Raw genomic sequence first — 18,157 nt, forward strand, 5'->3', positions numbered from 1 at the left:
CCCGGCCATGGGCGCCGGCCTCGCCACCTCGCGCTACACCTTCCGGATTCCACTGCCGACCGGGTACGCGCTGTTCAACACCAGCACCGGCAGCGCGCTGCGGATCGACGGCGCCGACGCCGACGAGCTGTCCGTACTGCTCAGCGGCCCGCCGACGGTGGTGCCCGAGGACGCGTTCGGGGCTGAACTGGCCGGCACCCTGCGCCGCGGCGGCTTCCTGCTCGATCCGGCCTTCGACGAACTGGCCGAGATCCGCGATCGGTACCGGGCCGCCCGCGGCGGCGCTCCCGTGGCGCTGACGGTCACCACGACGATGGACTGCAACCTCGGCTGCTATTACTGCTACGAGTCACGTTCGCCGGACGCGCTGGCCGTCGCCGACGCCGATCGTCTCGTGGCGATCGCCCGTGACCGGCTGCACCGGCAGCACAAACGCAGCCTGCACGTCGACTGGTACGGCGGCGAGCCGCTGATGAACCTGCCGTTCCTGGAGCAGGCGTCGGCCGCCCTGCAGCAGTTCTGCCGCGCCGAGGAGGTCACGTACCACGCCTCGGTCGTCTCCAACGGCACGCACTGGCCGGACGACGTCGGCGCGTTCGTGACACGGCACCGCATCCGGCAGGTGCAGATCTCGTTCGACGGCCTGGCCGACAATCACAACCGCCGGCGCCGCTACCGTGCCGGTCACCAGCCGGCCGACGAGACCTCGTCGTTCGACAAAGCGGTCGCGCTCGTCGACCGCCTGCTCCGGCACACCCGAGTCGACCTCCGGTTCAACGCCGACCACGGCAACGCCGGCGACCTGCCCGGGTTCATCGACTTCGCGAAGCGGCGCGGCTGGTTCGACGCGCCCTTCCGGTGCGTGTTCATGGTCGCGAAGCTTGCCGCGTACAGCGACCGTGCGGCGTTCCTGCGCCCGCACGAGCTGACCGCCGAACGGTTCGAGGAGCTTCAGGCCCTGGCCGACGCGGAACTCCCGGACCGCTGCCGGGACCGCCAGGACATCGTCGAAGGCTTTCCATTCCCCCGTACGTCGGTGTGCGGCGCCCTCGCCGACGACTCGACAGTCGTCGGCGCCGACGGGCTCGAGTACCGGTGCGGACTCCAGGTCGGCGAGGCCCATCGGGCGGTCGGCGAGTTCGGCGGCGGCCGGCGCCTGCTCCCGCTCGCCCCTCGAGAGTTTCCCGACCGCACCTGGTGGGACGAGTTCGACCCGACCACGCTGCCGACCTGCGCCCGCTGCTCGTTCCTGCCGGTGTGCTGGGGCGGCTGCCCGAAACGCCACCTCGACGGCACGCAGGCGGAACGGGACGCCGAGGGCCGGCGCTGGCGACTCAACCTGCCCCGCATGATCGCGGCGGGCCTGCGCGAACCCGCTCCGGACGGCTTCGTCTTCTCCCACCACGACCAGTTCCGGGACGAACCGGCGCCGCCGGAATCCCGGTCGAACTCGGGGCGCGGCCTATCCTCGAATCCATGATCGAAACCGAGGCCGCGCACCTCAACACTCTCGTCGACTTCTGCGCTCAGCGCGATGTCAGCGTGCTGAGCCGCGACGCTGTCGGAGAGGCGGCCAACGGCGAACTGGACGTCGCCATCCTCTTCGGCGGCAACATCCTCGCAGGCGGTGACCTATTCGCCCGAGCCATCGCCGACGGCCTCGCCGCCTGCTTCATGATCGTCGGTGGACAGGGCCACTCCACCGACGTCCTGCGTACCGCGATGCGGCACCGGATGGGCTGGGACGATGTCGCGGGCCTGACCGAGGCCGCCCTCTTCGATCGCTATCTCGGGGAAGAATACGGCGTTCACGCCGACCTCCTGGAACACGAGTCGACAAATTGCGGCAACAATGTCCGCAACGCTCTGGCACTGCTCGCCGCAAAGGGCGTTCCACATCAGCGGATCCTGTTGATCCAGGACGCCTCGATGCAACGGCGCATGGACGCCGGATTCCGGCTGTCCGCGCCCAGCGCACAAGTCGTGAACTTCGCTGCGCACCGGACCCACGTCGATCTGATCGACGGCGGGCTGGGGTTCCGCACGCCGCCAGAGGGCATGTGGCCGCTGGACCGGTACGTTTCCCTGCTGATGGGGGAAATTCCCCGGCTCACCGATGACCGCACCGGCTACGGGCCGGCAGGGCGCGGCTTCATCGCCCACGTGACGGTGCCGGCCGAGGTCGAGCGAGCGTACGCATCCCTTCACGACGCGGGAGTGGGGACACCTCGGCCTGCCGATCAGCGGTGGGCGGACACCTACACCTGAAGGACGTTCGTCCTGACCCACCGCTTCTCGTATCCACATCGGACTTGTGCAGGCCGCCGGCTCCCTCGCGGAGACCGTCGTGCCGGCCGCGGCGGGCGTGGTGTTCGTCCCGGCCGGCGCTGTGAGCGCCCGGCGTCCCGCCTGAGAAACCCCCACAGCTTGACTCAGTACGATCACAGCGGGGTGCGCCGAGAGTGCGAGCGTGCAGACTTCGCTTCCCGATGTACCCCGTTGGGCCGTGCTCGCCGCCCATGGCGCCGCGCTGACCGTGGTGCCGAGCGGGATCTGGCGCATCCTCAGCGCCGTGGCGCACGTGCCGCTGAACACGACGGCCACCGCGGCACGGCATGACAACCTCGAGCTCATCACCGGTTGGTGGTACCCGATCGCGTTGACCGTAGTGAGCGAGCTGCTCGCCTACCTGACCGTGGGTCTGGTCGCACCCTGGGGCGAGATGATCCCCCGCTGGGTCCCGTGGCTCGGCGGCCGACGAATCCGGATCGCCGCCGCGGTCCTACCGGCCGGGATCGGCGCGACGGTGCTCACTCTGCTCTGGACCTACAGCCTGTCGATGATCGCCGCAGGTCGCTCGATCGAGGGCTCCGTCAACACCGGCCTACACATGAACGCCTGGCAACAGCTCGCCTTCTGGACGTGCTACGGCCCGCTGGTGCTGTGGGGCCCGCTGCTCGGCGCCGTCACGATCCACTACTACCGGCGCCGCCGCCGAACCGTACGCTGTGGAAATGATCAATCCCACCGCAGCGCTCCGGATCGCCCGGCCCAGTCGTGACCTCGCCGCGGCCGAACGCTTCTACGCCGGCGGGCTCGGCCTGCACGTCCTCTACCGGTCAACCGCCGAGACACCCGGCGAGCACGACCTGCTCATGCTCGGCTGGCCCGGCGCCTCCTGGCACCTCGAGCTGCTCGGCGGCCCGAACCTCACGGCCGAACCGTCCCCGACGAACGAGGACCTGCTGGTGCTCTACCTCGCCACCCCGATCGACGAGTCCCTGATCACCGCACTCATCGAGGCGGGCGGCCAGCGTGTCGCGCAGGGCGACTACTGGGATCGCTGGGGCGTCACCATCGCCGACCCCGACGGCTACCGCCTTACGCTCTCCACCCGCACCTGGTCGAACGGCTAGCCTGCGGCCCGGCAGCCCCCACTCACACCCCTACCCGCCCGATCCGCACCCGGCAGAACAGCCAACCCCGCAACCGCTGCCCACCAGGCCCACACATCAACCGCGCCTGATACGCATCCGGCCAACGACCAACCCGCAACCGCTGCCCACCAGGCCCACACACATCAACTGCGTCCGATACGCACCCGACCAACGACCAACCCCGCAACCGCTGCCCACCAGGCCCACACACATCAACCGCGCCTGATCCGCAGCCGACCAAACGGCCAACCCCGGGCGGGTGCCCGGCGGGCCCGCACACACGTTTAGCGCGCTCGATGATGGCTCCGACAGACCGTCACCGGTGCTGCCCTGCTGCCGGCGCCCCGCCCAGACCGATCTCATTCCCGTCGGGATCGCGAAAAATCGCCTTACGCACGCCGTTGTCGTAGGTCTCGACCTCGGCCGGTTCCAGCCCCCTCCCCGCGATCCCGGCGAGACGACCGTCGAAGTCCTCGGCGAACAGCGTGTTCAGGGCATGACCGGCAGCCGAAGGACGCACCTCGATGTACACGAACCGGTGCTCGGCAACCTCCCACACCGCCTCCACATCGTTCGGCAGGAACGCCGGCGGACCGCCGAAGAACCGCTCGTACCAGGCCATCGAAACGGCCCGATCACGCACCGGAATCCCGGCGAACAGGTCCACACTCATGCGACCAGGCTACGACGACGAGGAGAGTACGCACGGCAGCACGTGAGCCAGGACGACGTGCGCTGTGCACGCGATGATGGCAAGAAGCACCCATGGCGCATCTCAAACATGCCGGACCGCGCTAAAGAAGAAAGTTTCCCGGCGGCGCACGATTCCGAAAGACATTTCGCGCTCCCCTTATCGCCGACACACCAGGAAACAAATAACAACATTGGAACAAACAAATTCCGCCTGACTTAACCCCAGCCCCCGCACCGTGATTATCGCGGATCCGCACATACCGAATATCGCCGAGTGCCACCGCAACCACCAATACGCGGTGCCCACCCTTATTCATTGAAAGCCCACCGTGAGTCGCTCGCGGCAGGGCTGGCTCCTGCAGCCCCGACCGAAAATCGGGTAGCAAGCTCCCTGACCGCGGTGTACCCCGCTGTCGCCTCGCTGCCGCCAACCGCGGTGTACCTGACCGTCGCCTCGCTGCCGCCAACCGCGGTGTCCCCGACCGTCGCCTCGCTGCCGCCGGCCGCACTGTCCCTGGCCGCTGCCCCGGTTCCACCGGCCGCAGTGCCCTCCGGCGCTGCGCCAGTAACCCCGGCCGCTGCCCCAGTGCCGTCGGTCGCGGCCCGCTACATGCGAACGAAGGAGTCCCCGGGGAGGGCGGGTTCGGCCATGACGCCGGGATTGCCGGTCGCGGCCGCGGGGGCGATGTCCGGGCTTGCGGCGCATGCGCTGATACGGCGTTTGCCGGCTCTGACGAGTAGACCTTTGACTCCGAAGGCTCCGATTCCCGGATCGGTGTCAGGGAAGACGCTGGCCGCAAGGCAGCAGCTGGCCGCAAGGCAGCAGCTGGCCGCAAGGCAGCAGCTGGCCGCAAGGCAGCAGCTGGCCGCAAGGCAGCAGCTGGCCGCTGCACCGCCGAAGCCGGCGGCGGTACAGCGGCTGCGACGGCGCGCGGCGAAACGCTCTCGGCGGCAGCAGCCGAGCGGCTCTGCCGGATCCGGCGAAGCTTCGTGGCGTGGCGTTGCTGGAGGCCCCAAGCGCGATGACGCTCGTGCTCACGGCGAAATTCATCACGTTCCGCGGAATAATTCCGAGCCTTGGTCCGGTCGCGCATCGCAGCAATTTCCGACCTGCCGAACAATGACAGCTGCCCCATGCACTTATTCTCTCGCAGCCCCGCCCCGATTCGTCAGTGTCGGAACATGCCAACCTTTATTTCCGCAATAACGTATACCAGCCGACAAGGACGCCTCGACAGTCTCGCTGAAAGCGATTTCCAGCGAGGACATCACGTGCCAGCCCTCGTCTGAGGACACCGGCAGGGAAACGGAACCGCACGACCGGGCCGAAGCATGATTCAGCGATCGACGCCCGCGTCCGTCTGGGTGTCAGGGCGCGGAGCACAGCCCAGCGACAGACACCCGCGACCGTCAGGATGCGAAGCTCAACACAGCCACCCGCAACCACCCGACCCCAGACCACGGAACGCGCAACGCCCACGACCTCCCGGACCCCAGCGCGCGGCCCAGCGACAGACACCCGCGACCGTCAGGATGCGAAGCGCGGCTCAGCGATAGACGCTCGCCACCGCCTGAATGTCAGGGTGCGGACCGCTCGGCTCCCGATCCGCCAACAACCCAGCCACCCGCCGCCGCTGACGGCGCGGAACACCACCGTTGATACCGAGGTACTCCAACGTCGGGTGACCAGAAGCGATCACATCAACCAGCATTTTCGCCCCACGGCCACGAACCCCGGTCAGGCGCAGGTCCAAGCGCCGGAGCCGCGCCGTCGGCAGGGCCGCGGCAAAAGCCGCCGCACCCTCATCACCGATCTCGTTGGGCCGGGCGCCGAGCACCCGCTCAGACGGCGCCCGGCTCAGGTCGAGAGCCTGCCACTCCCCACAGTGCCGAGCCAACTCACCGGCACCGGCCGCGGTCACACCGTTTCCACCGAGCCCCAGCGTCACCGGCACCCCGTCCGCCGCGGCCGCCAACGCGGACACCCCCTCGTCACCGAGATGGTTCGCCGCCAGGTAGAGATCGTGGACACCGGCCTCGTGGATCAACCGCGCGAGCACCGGCACGACCTCGGGCCCGAACCCGTTTCCGCCGAGGAAGAGCCGCTGCAGACGGGATCCGCCGGCGACCAGGGCATCGGTCAGGGCAGTCAACCCGGTCACGGTGAGTCCGGTATTGACCAGATCCAACGTACGCAGGCAAGGGTTTCCGGAGAGCGCGGCCGCAAGCCGCGCCACTCCCTCATCCCCCACCGGATTGCGTTTGAGCCACAGCGCGCGCACCGTGTCGTCCCCGGCCAGCCGGTCCGCGAGGACCGCCACCCCGTCCGGTCCGATCCGGTTGCAGCCCAGGTAGAGCGTCTCGATCCCGTGCCCGGGCCGCAGGGCTTCGGCGACCGCCCCGATCCCCTCGGCACCGAGCGCGTTGGTGCCCAGCAGCAGGTGCCGCACGTGCGGCGACCCGGCCGCGGCCGCCGCGATCCGGCCTACCTGAAGCGGCCCGACACCCTGTTTACACAGGTCGAGCCGCCCGTCAGCCTGCACTACTCCGCGTGGGAAGACCTCCGGACCGCGCTCCGGCGTCGCATCGGTGAGCCAGACGATCAGCGGATCGAAATCGGACGGCGGGGCGAGGCCGGCGTCGGGATTCTGGATCACCGGGCAACGGATCGGCATGGTCACCAGGGCACGCTCCGGTAGTCCTTGAGGAATTCTCCGCCGATCGGCTCGCCGCGCGCGGCGGTCACGATCGGATGGTAGACGCGGGCCGCGCCGTCGATGACGTCCAGCGGCGGCCGGAACCCGGCGGCCCGGTGACGCTGTTTGTCGGGGTGCGGCCGCTCGTCGGTGACCCATCCGGTGTCGACCGCGTTCATCAGGATCCCGTCGGTGGCGTAGTCCGCGGCCGACGTGCGGACCAGCATGTTCAGCGATGCCTTCGCCATGTTGGTGTGCGGGTGCCGGACGGTCTTGCCGGTACGGGAGAAGCTGCCCTCCATCGCGGAGACCTGCACGACGTGCCGGTGCCCGGGCGGACCGGCCGCGAGCAGCGGCCGCAGCCGGGAGGTGAGCAGGAACGGCGCGAACGCGTTGACCACGTGCACGGAGAGCCACTCGTGCGGGCTCACGTCGCCGTCGCGCAGCGTCCACGAGTTGACCGGCCGCAGGTCGAGCGGCTGCCCGGTCTCGTCGACGAGCCCGGCCGGGAAGAGCGCCTGCACGGCGGCCGGCGCGGAGTCGGCGATCACCAGTTGGGCGGCCGCGCCGGGCAGTTCGGCGGCCTCGGCGGCACGCAGCTCCCGGTGGTAGGCGGGCGGCCGGTACAGCGTCTGCGCGGCGTTGTTGACCAGGATGTCCAGGCCGGTGAAGTGACGACCGGCGAACCCGACGAATCCGTGCAGGGCGGCCAGATCGAGCAGGTCGAGCCCGTACACGTGCAGGCGGCCGGACCACTCGGCGAAATCGGTCACGGCCGCGAACCGGCGGGCGGCGTCGACCGGGAAGCGGGTGGTGACGACCACCGAGGCGCCGTCCCGCAGCAGCTTCAGCGCGGTGTGGAAGCCGATCTTCACCCGGCCGCCGGTGACGATCGCGGTGCGGCCGGTCAGGTCGGTGCGGGCGTGCCGCCAGGTCCGGTTCTCCTCGGCGCAGGCCGGGCAGAGCAGGTGGTAGTCGGCGTCGACCTGGCGGTACTCGCTCTTGCAGACGTAGCAGCGCCGGGCGCGGCGCAGCGTGCCGATCGGCGGCCCGGCGGGATCGGCGGCCGGGGCCGTGGCCGGGATCTCGGTGTGGAACCGGGTCGCGGCCGACAGCAGGGCCCGGTCGGCGGCCCGGGTCTCCGTCGACCGCCGCGCCTTCGCCCGCTGCTTGATCTTCCGGGCGGCGGAGGTGACGGCGCGTTCGAGCAGCAGCCGGTCGGCCGGGTCCAGTTCCGGATCGTCGAGGCGGCCCAGCGCGGCGAGGCAGGCCGCCAACTCTTCCCGCTTCACCAGGAGAATCCCGGGCTCTTGCGGGCGGTGGCGAGCAGTTGGGCGGCGGTCTGGCCGCCCGAGTTCCGCGCGTCCGCACGGGCGCCCGCGGCGATCAGCGCGGCCATCACCTCCTCGGCGCCCAATCGCGCCGCGGAGTGCAGTGGGGTCCGCCCGCCCAGGTCCCGGTCCTCCAGCGACAGGCCGGCGGCCAGCAGGACCGGAAGCATGCGCTGATGGTCCAGGTAGGTGAGCAAGTGCAGCAACGTTCGGCCCTCACCGTCGCGCAGCCGCGGTTCGAAGCCGGCGTTCAGGTCCGTCAGCAGGCCCTCGGTGTCGCCGTTGAAGGCCCGGGCGAAGATGCGCCGCCGCAGCCTGCGGATCTCCTTCGGCAAACCCTTCCCGCCGGTACGGAATCCGATCAACGCCCTGGCACAACCGTTGAGTTCAGCTTCCGGATCGTCGTGATGCCGGGTCTGGACGCTCGCGCCGGCCACCTCGATCCAGTGCCACTCCGTGCCGCACCGCACCCGGAACCTCGCGAACGGGTCGTGCACGAACCGCCGCAAGTCCTGGGTCCGGCCGGGGAACAGCGCCTCGTGCACGAGCGGATGCAACTGGTCGGGAGTGATCACTCCCCAGCGCAGCAGGGCCACGTCCCGCGGAGCGGCGAGCCCGAACGGGGCCACGGTGGTCCGCTCCGTCCACTTGGACCAGTCCCAGACGGCGCGCAGCGCCGATCCGTCCCGGGACACCGCGAGTCCGGGACCTCCGGCCCACCTGCCCGACCCGAGCACGACCGCGTCCGAGCCGTGTTCACGCAGCATCTCGCCGTACCGGTGGGCGAGCCGGCGCGTCTCGGCGGCCAGCACCGGAAGCCGGTCCTGCAGCGCGGCGAACACCTTGGGGAGCCGGGCGTCACGCTCGTCGGCTTCGATACCGGCCGAGCGGAAGAGGTCGAACATCTTCTCCGGTACGGTCGCGGCGAGCAGCCTTTCGAACTCGGCGGCGCGGTCCCGGTCCGCCGGGGCCGAGATTCCCTGGTGGTACGGCGTTCCGTCGGCCAGATGCCACGGCAACCGCTGCTCCGAGGCGCCGTACGCCCAGCGCCGCTCCACCACAGCGCCGGCATGCCACGCCCACGCCGGCAGGTCCAGCCATCTGCCGGACAGGTCGCCGACGTCGGCGACCCGCAGGGCCAGCCGCTGCGCCGCGTCCGTGCTGGACGGCGTGGCCACCACCAGCACCGGGAGGCCGTGCCGCCGGAACGGCTCCGACCGTCGGGAAAGCACCACGCGCACGTCCGGTGACAGCACCGCCGTGTCCTCGCGGGGCAGGTGCCGGCGCAGCAGGTCGGGGGCGAACCCGGCCAGGTCGGCCTCGATCATCGCCGCCGCGTACGCACCGAACCGGGCCCGCACGTCCCGGAGATCGACGTGCACGTCCACCGCGGCGGCGGCACAGGCGGCACGCCAGTCCCCGTCGAGCCGGGCGGCGGTGGCCTCCAGGATCATTCCGGCCGGCGACGCGTACCGCATGGTCCTGGCGTATCGCGAGCGGGCCGACCGCCGGTGCAGATCCACCCCTACCCGCCTCGCTCGTCCTGGGGGTGGCGAGCCGGCCGGATTCGAACCGGCGTCCTCCGCCTTGAGAGGGCGGCGTGACGACCTCTGCACTACGGCCCGCCGCCCGGCAGTTTAGATGATCATCACGAGCGTGGCATCAGTGACGCTCTTCGCGTTCACGGGCTCTGGCGAGCAGCCACGCGGCGGTCCGGCCACCGGAGTCCCGCACGTCCGCACTGGCACCCGCGGCGACCAGCGCGGCCATCACCTCCTCGGCGGCCGACTGAGCCGCGACATGAAGCGGCGTCCGCCCGTCGTGGTCCCGAGCCTCCAGCGACAGACCACCCGCCAACAGCACCGGGAGCACGCGCTCGTGGTCCAGGTGCGCGAGCCAGTGCAGCAGCGTGCGGCCCTGCTCGTCGCGCAGCCCCGGTTCGCAGCCAGCGTCCACGTCGATCAGAACGCCCTCGGTGTCACCGTGCAGGGCCCGGGCGAAGATGCGCCGCCGCAGCCTGCGGATCTCCTTCGGCACGCCCTTTCCACCGGTACGGAACCCGATCAGCGCCCTGGCGCAGCCGTTGAGTTCAGCCTCGGCATTGTCGTGGTGCCGGGTGTACACGCTCGCGCCGGCGGCCTCGATCCAGTGCCACTCCGTGCCGCACCGGACCCGGAACCGCGGATACGGGTCATGCACGATCGGCTGCCAGTCCTGGGTCCGGCCGGGGAACAGCGCCTCGTGCACGAGCGGATGCAACTGGTCGGGAGTGATCACTCCCCAACGCAGCAGGGCCACGTCCCGCGGGGCGGCGAGCCCGAACCCGGCCACGGCGGCCCGGTCCGCCCATCCGGACCCATCCCAGCCGGCCCGCAGCGCCGATCCGTCCCGGGGCACCGCGAGTCCGAGTCCTCCCCAACTGAACTCGAACGCGACCGCTTCCGAGGCGGAGCCGCGCAGCAGTTCGCCGTACCGGTGGGCGAGCCTGCGCGCCTCGGCGGCCAGCACCGGAAGCCGATCCTGCAAGGCAGCGAACATCCCGGGAAACCGAGGGTCACGCGCCTCGGCTTCGATACCGGCCGATCGAAAAAGATCGAACATCTTCCCCGGTACGGTCGCGGCGAGCAGCCTTTCGAACTCGGCGGCGCGGTCCCGGTCCGCCGAGGGCGGGACTTCTTGGTGGTACGGCGTTCCGTCGGTGTGATGCCACGGCAACCGCTGTTCCGAGGCGCCGTACGCCCAGCGCCGCTCGGCCACCGCGCCGGCGTGCCACGCCCACGTCGGCAGGTCCAGCCAGCTGCCGGAAAGGCGGCTGACGTCGGCGACCCGCAACGCGAGCCGCTGCGCCGCGCTCCCGCTCGACGGTGTGCTCACCACCAGGGCCGGAGTGCCGGGCGGGCGAACCAGGCGGCCCGGCCAGCGAAACACGCGGCCCGGCACGCGAACCGGCTTCGGCGCACGGAACGGCTCCGGCCACCGGGACAGCACGACGGTCATGCCCGGCACCAGCGCCGCCACGCCGTTGCGGGGCAGGTGCCGGCGCAGGAGGTCGGGGGCGAACCCGGCCAGATCGGCCTCGATCATCGCGACCGCGTCCGCACCGAACCGTGCCTGCACGTCTCGCAGATCGACATGCACGTCCACCGCGGCCGCGGTGGACGTGGCACGCCAATCCCCGGCGAGGCGAGCCGCGGTGGCTGCACGGATCATTCCGGCCGGCGACGCGTACGCCATCGTTGTCGCGTACTGCTCGCGATCCCACCGCTCGCTGAGATCCACCCCTACCCGCTTCACTTGTCACGAGGGTGGCGGACCGGCCGGAATCGAACCGGCGTCCTCCGCCTTGTCAAAGCGGTGCGTCGACCTCTGCGCTACGGCCCGCCGCCGCAGAGCTTAGAAGATCATGGCGGTGACCGGGAAGGGACGGCGACGGGGCGTCCCGAGTCCGGGCGCTATAAAAGGATCATGCGTACCGAAGATCGGGCGAGCACTGAACCGGTGATCGTCGAAGTGAGCGGGCCCGTCGGGCACCTGATCCTGAACCGGCCGAAGGCGATCAACGCGCTCACCGCCGAGATGGTCACGATCATGCGCCGGGCGCTGGCCGAGTGGGCGGAGTCGGCACAGGTGCGGACCGTGCTGATCAGCGGGGCCGGGGAGCGTGGGCTCTGCGCGGGCGGGGACATCCGGGCGATCCACGCGGACGCGGTCTCCGGCGGTACGGCGTCACTGGACTTCTGGGCCGACGAGTACCGGCTGAACGCGACCGTCGCGACGTTCCCGAAACCGATCGTCGCCCTGATGGACGGCCTGGTCATGGGCGGCGGCATCGGAATCTCCGCGCACGCCTCGGTGCGGGTGGTCACCGAGCGCTCCCGGCTGGCGATGCCCGAGGTCGGCATCGGCATGCATCCCGACGTCGGCGGATCGTGGCTGCTCTCGCACGCGCCCGGCGAGCTGGGCACACACCTGGCCCTGACCGGCTCGCCGGTCGGCGCGGCCGACGCGATCGCCGCCGGTCTGGCCGACCACTACGTACCCGCCGCGGAGCTGACCCGGCTGATCGAGGCGCCGGACCTGGTCGAAGCCCTCGCCACCACCCCGCCGCCGGGCGAGTTCGGCGCGGCCCGGGAGTGGATCGACGCCTGCTACACCGGCGACTCGGTCAGCGAGATCGTCGCCCGCCTGGCCGCGCATCCCGCGCCGGGAGCGCAGGCGGCCGCCAAGGAGATCGCGACCCGCTCCCCGACCGCGCTGACGATCACGTTGCGTTCCCTGCGTACGGCCGCGCACCTGCCCGATCTCCGGGCCGCGCTGGACCAGGAGCTCCGGCTCTCCGCGGCGATGCTGCGCCTGCCGGATCTGGCCGAGGGCATCCGGGCCCAGATCATCGACAAGGACCGCAACCCACGCTGGCGGCCGCCGACGCTGGCCGAGGTCTCCCCCGGCCTGATCGACGCCTGCTTCGCCCAGCCCGCACACGGCAGTTGACCGGCTTATCTGGGAGGCAGCGAACGCGCGTACGTGACGCCGTGATCCACCCAGCTTCGCAAGGCGTCGTCTTCCTCAACCGCCTCGTCGCCAATGTGGAGCCAGCCGGTCATTTTCCGGTCGCGCATCTCGAAGCGGCGTACGTGCGGCTCGTTGATCAAGGTTTCGACCTGAGCCGGGTCGACGCGGAGCAGTAGGCCGCCCTGACTGCTCGCGGCGACGGCCATGTTGCCGTGGAGCAGGAAGGCGAGCCCGCCGAACATGCGGCGCTCGGTCAGACCGGACTCAGCTCGCATCACCGCTCGGACCCGATCGGCCAGCCCGACGTCATACGCCATCAGCAGAGTCTCCCCCGGCGCCTCGGCCGTGTGCTGCCGGTACCGCAGGCTGATGGGCAGGTTCAGGCCGTTGCCGGGCTGCCTGGAACGGTGCGCGGTCGAAGAGGAACCGGCTGTAGATGATCTTGCCGGCCTTGACGGTGACGCACTCGGCGCCCGGGGCGCTCGGCACCGGTGTGGTGCTCGTGTCGTACATCATCAGTGCGGTTTCGTCGTCGCCGAAAGCGGCGATCATCCTGGCGTCGCGCAGGATCCGCAGGAACGGCGCCAGGAAAGCCCGGTAGGCGTCGATGCCCTCGATGCGGCCGGCCGGTGCGTCGCAGACGATGTCGGCAGCGATATAGGACATGGCTCGTTCCAGGTCCTTCGTGGTCCACGCCTCGTGGTAGGCGAGGGCGGTCCGCAGCGCGCGGCTGTCGTCGGTCATGGTGTCTCCTTCTCGTGGGTCGCTCCGATGGTTCAGACACCGCGGATGGCCGGGACGGACCGCTGGGCGGGAAACTGGCAGGATTTCCTTCGTGAGCGAGACCGCGCTCGAGCGCGCCCGGGCCGGTGACGCGGACGCGTTCGCGGAGCTTGTCGGGCCGCACCGGGCTGAGCTGCGGCTGCACTGCTACCGCCTTCTCGGCTCGCTCACCGACGCCGAGGACATGGTCCAGGAGACGCTGATCGCGGCGTGGCGGGGGTTGGACCGCTTCGAGGGGCGGGCGTCGCTGCGGACCTGGCTGTACCGGATCGCGACCAACCGCTGCCTCAACGCGCTGCGCGACGCCGGCCGGCGGATCCCGGCCGAGCCGGTGGCACCGTTCCAGGCGCCGGAGCCGAGCAGGCGCGGCGAGGTCACCTGGCTGCAGCCCTACCCGGACGCGCTGCTGGATCACCTGCCCGAGCCGGCACCGGGCCCGCAGGCGCGGTACGAGACCCGCGAGGCGGTCGAACTCGCGTTCGTGACTGCGCTTCAGCGACTACCACCGCGGCAGGCTGCGGCCCTGGTCCTGCGGGACGTACTCGGCTACCCCAACGCCGTGGTCGCCGACATGCTGGGCACCACCGAGGCAGCGGTGAAGGGCGCTCTGCAACGAGCCCGCGCCACGCTCAACGCACGGCGCACCGCCGGCCGGCCGACGCCGGATTCCGCCGCCGAGCGGCGGCTGACCCGCCGTTTCGCCGAGGCGTTCGTCGCGGCCGACCTCGGACGGCTCGTCGCCCTGCTGACCGACGACGCCTGGCTGAGCATGCCGCCCGCGCCCCACGAATACCACGGCATCCCGGCGATCACCGGCTTCCTCCGGGCAAGCCTCGCGTTCCAACGCACCCGACGCGTCGCCCTGGTGCCCACCCGTGCCAACGCCCAGCCTGCGTTCGGCGTCTACTTCGCCGGGTCCGAGGGGACGACCGCCGGCCCGGCCGGACTGATCGTGCTCACCCTGGCCGGGGACCGGATCGGTGCCGTGACCCGCTTCCACACCAACCACCTGCTGGCCTACTTCGGACTACCCGCTTCGGGCTACCCGACATGAGCGCCCGGTGATGCGGGCGGGTACCCGGCCGCTGCGGCGGTCGGCGCCGAGGTTCAGTCGCCGGTCCCGGTGCCGACGGGGCGATATTCGCGGTACTGGTGAGCCTGCGGGCACACGCGGAGCCAGGCGGCCATCACCTGATCCATCTCTGCCACGCTGACATAGGGCGCAGTCCGCCCGTGGAGGCGGCGCCCGTCCCGTGTCCGCAGGCGCAACACGGCTTTCTGATACTGCTGGTTGAAGAACGCACGTTCTTCGTTGCTCGTGTCGGGACCGCTGGCGAACGGAGTGCACACCAGGGTGACCGTCACCATGCTGTCCGGGGTGAACCGCTCCTCTCGGCCGCTGACCGTCCGAATCCAGATCACCGGCTCGGGATCGTCGACCATGCGCGCCTCTACGACGCTGGTGTAGTCGTACACCCACAGAGCCACGGCGATCACCAGCAGCAGGACCGCCAGACCGGTCAGCGAAGAGCCGAGGATCGGCCGATCGAAGCAGATCACGAGCAGACCGCTCCCACCGATCACGGCTATGGAGATCAGCCATCTGGCCCAGCGCCGCCAATCCCGCCCGAGGTTGCCGGTCTTCCACAGGGTGTCCTCGGCGATATCCATCTGCTCATCATTGCCGATACCGTCACGTCAGCAGCGGCCACGAGAACCGGATCCGGGCGGCATTGAGTCAACTACCAGCGTCCGATCGCGTACCCCCCGTCGGCGAACGTGATGATGCCGGGCAGGTCACCGTTCAGAATGTCTCGGACGCCGCCTCCGTACCGAGGCCCTTCCCCGGACACGTACGGCGCGATGAGATCGAGAACGGTCCCGACCTCACCCATTTCGTCGTCGACATAGCAGGTCCGGACATAGAGCCCCCATTCGTGACGTCCATCAGCGGTAGTGGCATTGCGATGCAGTCGCAGTCGTGCCACGTCGCCGCCGGGCAGGCGGCCTTCCGGATCCGGGTAGAGCAGCGGGTAGGGCGCGGTCTCCTCGCCCAGATGCGCGGGTCGCTGCTCCACCGATCCAAGATGCCACCGCAGCTCATCAAGCACATGGTCCGGTGTGTCGGCGCCGAGAAAGCAGCTGATGACAATCTCGAAGTGGTCACTCACGCCAGGCAGCGTAGAGCCCCGGGCATCCGAGCTACTTCCCGTCCGCGATGGCCCCCGGTTGTTTCGACCTCAGCGGACTGGGGCGCGGTTGTACAGGAGCTACACGGGAGGCGGCTGGCTGTCCGCAGACACCTTCTTGATCTCGAAGTTGTGGCAGCCTTTGATCTGGCCGGCGATAGCCTCCGGCCCAGAACTGTCGAACGTAGCCGAGTCCTCGGTCATGCCATAGCCAGCAGGCTGTTCGATCCAGTAGTCGCCCTGAAGGGTGAATGACGAACTGTCGTAGGTGCCCTTCTTCGCAATCGAGCCCCGGGGCACGCCAGGATTCGACGCCACCGGAAAGAAATTGAAGGTCGCACGGAGGGTACGCGAGTCTACGATATAGATGATCAACTCCATGCCGGTCAAACCTTGGCCACAGCGATAGGTCCCTCGCCACGTGCCCGACAGGAATTTCGCCGCCTTGCCGGAATCCCCGATCTGATTGACCTGTTCCGTAAGATCGTCGGTCCGCTGCCGGTTTTCCCGAACGCCCTTCTGGATCTTGGCCTGCTCGTTCTTGATCTTTTCCGTGTCGTTGGAAAGCATTGCCGTTCGAAGCGCTACAGCACCAGTGATCAGGCCCAACGCGGCTACGGCCACGCCAATGATCTTGGCAGCGCGGCCGCCTGAGCGTTTTTGATCTTCGAGTGGAGTTTGGTACGACACGAAATCTCACCTTGTTTGAGGTAGTTGGCACCCCTGTTCGGCGGCCCACGACGCCGTCATTGTGGCTTCTGCCAGGCAATAACGAGTATCACTCGTTCGGGTTTTTATTGATCCGGCGATCAATTGAGCATGGGATGGCCGACCGATCCGCACATCACGCGTCCGGTCACGCCCGATACGCCGTGAACAATTTGGTTTGCGATGTTGAAGACCCACCCGAGCATTCGTCATTTAGCCGAATCCGGCTCATTGACGCCACGCGTCCACGGTTTCGCTGATGCGGGTTCGGCTCCGTGACGAGGCCGATCCCGCTGTGGCGCGCTGGGTGGTTTTCACGCTCGGCTTTCACCGGGACCGGGAGGCGCGGAAAGTCAGGTCGTTCGCCGCGTGGAGGCCAGGTATCGGAGGCCGCGTTTGAGGAAGGTGCGTGGATTGGTGTCGAGATGGCGTGCCCACTCCGGGTCCGGCTCACCGCGTAGCCACGCGTACCGGGCAAGCCCGTAGCCGTACATCGGTTCGGTCAGATATCCGAGTCGGCTGGTGTGGGTGTAGTCGTAGGCGCCGCGGGCTTCTCGCGAATAGTCGAACGCGGCGTTGGCGCTGAAGATGCCGAGGCCGAAGAAGATGGTCAACAGATCGGTCAGTGGTTCATGATCCTGCTGCTGGGCGGAGATCCGGCCGTCGGCCAGCAGCAGGACATGGCCCAGCTCGTGAGCGAGGGTCGCCACCAGCGCCATGGGACGGGCCGCCTGATCGTCGCGGATCCCGATGACCGACCGGCCGTCGCGGACGCGGTGATGCCCGGCCGCGCCCGTCCCGGCCATGTGGATCGGCACGTGCGCCGACAGTTCGGGGCGGTCGTCGGTCTCGTCGTGTTCCAGGTCGACTCGTGCGGGGTCGATCTTCATGTGGGCGCAGAGCCGGACCAGAACCGCCTGGACGTCCTCCCGCGTGCCCCGGTAGGCGCCGGGAAAGTAGTCGTCGGTGGGCAGGACCACCTCCGCGTGCAGCCGGTCGGTGCCGAACTCGGCCAGGAGCCAGTCCATCGACCGCTCGATCCAGTCCCGTTCGACCGGCCGCACCGGGCAGTCTGGCTGCCGCCACCAAGGCATGCCCGGATTGTGGCACGCCCGCGACCGCCCGACGGCGGGAGCGGCCTCTCACATCGGCCCGGACCGGCCAACCGTCAGCGTCGACGCTCCTTTGAGCCGGACAGTGGCTGCTTGAAGTCGCTGTACTCCATGATGTGGCACCGCTCGACCGGGTTGGGCCGGTACGGGATCACCTTGTCCGTCATCCGGAATCCGATTCGCCGGTAGAACGCCAGCGCCCGGGCATTGCCTTCGTGGACCCCGAGCGTCAGCCGCGAGACGTCGATGCGCTGCTCCGCGAAACGGATCGCCGCCTCGACGAGACGGGCGCCAAGGCCGGTCGGCCCCCGGTGGCCCGCACGAACATAGACGGCATGGATGTGCGCGTGGTCCGGCACCTCCGCCAAGGGCTCGGCGCTCGCCGATCCCACCCAGTCGTTGTTCTCATCGCAGGCGACGAAGGTCGCGCCATGGTCAGAGGTCGCCTCCCCAGCCGCCCGCTCCTGCCAGAAGACGTCGGTGTGGCCGGCCAGATCGGCGTACGAGGAACTGAAGGCCGTAGGGGTGTCACGCACCGCCTCGAGCCTGATCGCACGAAGTTCGCGCCACTCACCGGGGGTCATCCGGCGGATCACGTAGGTCATCGGCGAGCGACGCGGCTGGGACGCGCCGCGGATGGGTCGGGCCGCACCGGCTGTTCGACCTCCTCATGGAACTGATCGTCGTACCTCGATC

The 18,157-nt window shown here is 69.7% G+C and carries 18 protein-coding genes and 2 tRNA genes; 6 read left to right on the top strand and 14 right to left on the bottom strand.

The window, feature by feature from the left end:
• Positions 1–7 precede the first annotated feature (7 nt).
• From CHC09_RS29855 to CHC09_RS29870, 4 genes are all read left to right on the top strand, one after another.
• Positions 8–1,480 carry a radical SAM/SPASM domain-containing protein gene (locus CHC09_RS29855; RefSeq protein ID WP_089296570.1) on the top strand — a complete coding sequence of 491 codons (1,473 nt, stop codon included), beginning with the start codon at positions 8–10 and terminating at the stop codon, positions 1,478–1,480.
• The gene (locus CHC09_RS29860; RefSeq protein WP_089296571.1) at positions 1,477–2,268 is read left to right on the top strand and encodes a YdcF family protein; all 792 of its coding nucleotides are present in this window, start codon (positions 1,477–1,479) and stop codon (positions 2,266–2,268) included. Before CHC09_RS29855 ends, CHC09_RS29860 begins: the two co-directional genes overlap by 4 nt.
• 202 nt (positions 2,269–2,470) lie before the next feature.
• Entirely contained in the window at positions 2,471–3,061 is a 591-nt protein-coding gene (locus CHC09_RS29865) for a hypothetical protein (RefSeq protein ID WP_089296572.1), read from the top strand.
• Entirely contained in the window at positions 3,015–3,416 is a 402-nt protein-coding gene (locus tag CHC09_RS29870) for a VOC family protein (protein WP_089296573.1), read from the top strand. The genes CHC09_RS29865 and CHC09_RS29870 overlap by 47 nt, the downstream gene beginning before the upstream one ends.
• Before the next feature lie 337 nt (positions 3,417–3,753).
• Here the strand turns inward: CHC09_RS29870 and CHC09_RS29875 are convergent, their stop codons facing one another.
• The 7 genes from CHC09_RS29875 to CHC09_RS29905 all read right to left on the bottom strand — a co-directional run bounded on the left by CHC09_RS29875 (position 3,754) and on the right by CHC09_RS29905 (position 11,537).
• Positions 3,754–4,110 carry a VOC family protein gene (locus CHC09_RS29875; RefSeq protein WP_089296574.1) on the bottom strand — a complete coding sequence of 119 codons (357 nt, stop codon included), beginning with the start codon at positions 4,108–4,110 and terminating at the stop codon, positions 3,754–3,756.
• Positions 4,111–5,677: 1,567 nt separating this feature from the next.
• The gene (locus tag CHC09_RS29880; RefSeq protein WP_089296575.1) at positions 5,678–6,805 is read right to left on the bottom strand and encodes a leucine-rich repeat domain-containing protein; all 1,128 of its coding nucleotides are present in this window, start codon (positions 6,803–6,805) and stop codon (positions 5,678–5,680) included.
• A gap of 2 nt (positions 6,806–6,807) precedes the next feature.
• Positions 6,808–8,118 (bottom strand): SDR family oxidoreductase, encoded by a 1,311-nt coding sequence (locus tag CHC09_RS29885; protein WP_089296576.1) that lies wholly within the window; start codon positions 8,116–8,118, stop codon positions 6,808–6,810.
• On the bottom strand, positions 8,115–9,635 hold the full coding sequence (locus CHC09_RS29890; RefSeq protein WP_089296577.1) for an ankyrin repeat domain-containing protein: 1,521 nt from the start codon (positions 9,633–9,635) through the stop codon (positions 8,115–8,117). Before CHC09_RS29890 ends, CHC09_RS29885 begins: the two co-directional genes overlap by 4 nt.
• Before the next feature lie 74 nt (positions 9,636–9,709).
• Positions 9,710–9,782 (bottom strand) — tRNA-Glu (locus tag CHC09_RS29895).
• A gap of 37 nt (positions 9,783–9,819) precedes the next feature.
• Entirely contained in the window at positions 9,820–11,451 is a 1,632-nt protein-coding gene (locus CHC09_RS29900; RefSeq protein ID WP_143232652.1) for an ankyrin repeat domain-containing protein, read from the bottom strand.
• A gap of 12 nt (positions 11,452–11,463) precedes the next feature.
• A tRNA-Val gene (locus CHC09_RS29905) sits at positions 11,464–11,537 on the bottom strand.
• Between the two features lie 85 nt (positions 11,538–11,622).
• On the opposite strand from CHC09_RS29905, the gene CHC09_RS29910 reads away from it, so the two are divergent.
• Positions 11,623–12,648, top strand: a complete 1,026-nt coding sequence (locus CHC09_RS29910; protein ID WP_089296579.1) for an enoyl-CoA hydratase/isomerase family protein — start codon at positions 11,623–11,625, stop codon at positions 12,646–12,648.
• A 5-nt stretch (positions 12,649–12,653) separates the two neighbouring features.
• Here the strand turns inward: CHC09_RS29910 and CHC09_RS29915 are convergent, their stop codons facing one another.
• The gene (locus tag CHC09_RS29915) at positions 12,654–12,986 is read right to left on the bottom strand and encodes a TfoX/Sxy family protein (protein ID WP_089296580.1); all 333 of its coding nucleotides are present in this window, start codon (positions 12,984–12,986) and stop codon (positions 12,654–12,656) included.
• Positions 12,976–13,413, bottom strand: coding sequence for a nuclear transport factor 2 family protein (locus CHC09_RS29920; protein ID WP_089296581.1), 438 nt, complete (start codon positions 13,411–13,413; stop codon positions 12,976–12,978). Before CHC09_RS29920 ends, CHC09_RS29915 begins: the two co-directional genes overlap by 11 nt.
• Before the next feature lie 91 nt (positions 13,414–13,504).
• Here CHC09_RS29920 and CHC09_RS29925 point away from each other — a divergent pair, with 91 nt between their 5' ends.
• Positions 13,505–14,506 (top strand): RNA polymerase subunit sigma-70, encoded by a 1,002-nt coding sequence (locus CHC09_RS29925; protein WP_203833255.1) that lies wholly within the window; start codon positions 13,505–13,507, stop codon positions 14,504–14,506.
• A 53-nt stretch (positions 14,507–14,559) separates the two neighbouring features.
• Here the strand turns inward: CHC09_RS29925 and CHC09_RS29930 are convergent, their stop codons facing one another.
• The 5 genes from CHC09_RS29930 to CHC09_RS29950 form a co-directional block, all read right to left on the bottom strand.
• The gene (locus CHC09_RS29930) at positions 14,560–15,123 is read right to left on the bottom strand and encodes a hypothetical protein (protein WP_089296583.1); all 564 of its coding nucleotides are present in this window, start codon (positions 15,121–15,123) and stop codon (positions 14,560–14,562) included.
• Between the two features lie 71 nt (positions 15,124–15,194).
• The gene (locus CHC09_RS29935; RefSeq protein WP_089296584.1) at positions 15,195–15,623 is read right to left on the bottom strand and encodes a hypothetical protein; all 429 of its coding nucleotides are present in this window, start codon (positions 15,621–15,623) and stop codon (positions 15,195–15,197) included.
• 99 nt (positions 15,624–15,722) lie between these two features.
• Positions 15,723–16,331 (bottom strand): hypothetical protein, encoded by a 609-nt coding sequence (locus tag CHC09_RS29940; RefSeq protein WP_143232654.1) that lies wholly within the window; start codon positions 16,329–16,331, stop codon positions 15,723–15,725.
• Between the two features lie 371 nt (positions 16,332–16,702).
• Positions 16,703–17,443 (bottom strand): hypothetical protein, encoded by a 741-nt coding sequence (locus CHC09_RS29945; protein WP_143232655.1) that lies wholly within the window; start codon positions 17,441–17,443, stop codon positions 16,703–16,705.
• 74 nt (positions 17,444–17,517) lie between these two features.
• Entirely contained in the window at positions 17,518–18,066 is a 549-nt protein-coding gene (locus tag CHC09_RS29950) for a GNAT family N-acetyltransferase (RefSeq protein ID WP_089296587.1), read from the bottom strand.
• Positions 18,067–18,157 lie beyond the last annotated feature (91 nt).

Source organism: Actinoplanes regularis (assembly GCF_900188005.1).
Lineage (GTDB): Bacteria > Actinomycetota > Actinomycetes > Mycobacteriales > Micromonosporaceae > Actinoplanes > Actinoplanes regularis.

Coding starts and splice junctions, on each gene's coding strand:
- CHC09_RS29855 (WP_089296570.1), top strand. CDS start 8: ATGGGCGCCGGCCTCGCCACCTCGCGCTACACCTTCCGGATTCCACTG.
- CHC09_RS29860 (WP_089296571.1), top strand. CDS start 1,477: ATGATCGAAACCGAGGCCGCGCACCTCAACACTCTCGTCGACTTCTGC.
- CHC09_RS29870 (WP_089296573.1), top strand. CDS start 3,015: ATGATCAATCCCACCGCAGCGCTCCGGATCGCCCGGCCCAGTCGTGAC.
- CHC09_RS29875 (WP_089296574.1), bottom strand. CDS start 4,110: ATGAGTGTGGACCTGTTCGCCGGGATTCCGGTGCGTGATCGGGCCGTT.
- CHC09_RS29880 (WP_089296575.1), bottom strand. CDS start 6,805: ATGCCGATCCGTTGCCCGGTGATCCAGAATCCCGACGCCGGCCTCGCC.
- CHC09_RS29890 (WP_089296577.1), bottom strand. CDS start 9,635: ATGCGGTACGCGTCGCCGGCCGGAATGATCCTGGAGGCCACCGCCGCC.
- CHC09_RS29910 (WP_089296579.1), top strand. CDS start 11,623: ATGCGTACCGAAGATCGGGCGAGCACTGAACCGGTGATCGTCGAAGTG.
- CHC09_RS29915 (WP_089296580.1), bottom strand. CDS start 12,986: ATGGCGTATGACGTCGGGCTGGCCGATCGGGTCCGAGCGGTGATGCGA.
- CHC09_RS29920 (WP_089296581.1), bottom strand. CDS start 13,413: ATGACCGACGACAGCCGCGCGCTGCGGACCGCCCTCGCCTACCACGAG.
- CHC09_RS29930 (WP_089296583.1), bottom strand. CDS start 15,123: ATGGATATCGCCGAGGACACCCTGTGGAAGACCGGCAACCTCGGGCGG.
- CHC09_RS29945 (WP_143232655.1), bottom strand. CDS start 17,443: ATGCCTTGGTGGCGGCAGCCAGACTGCCCGGTGCGGCCGGTCGAACGG.
- CHC09_RS29950 (WP_089296587.1), bottom strand. CDS start 18,066: ATGACCTACGTGATCCGCCGGATGACCCCCGGTGAGTGGCGCGAACTT.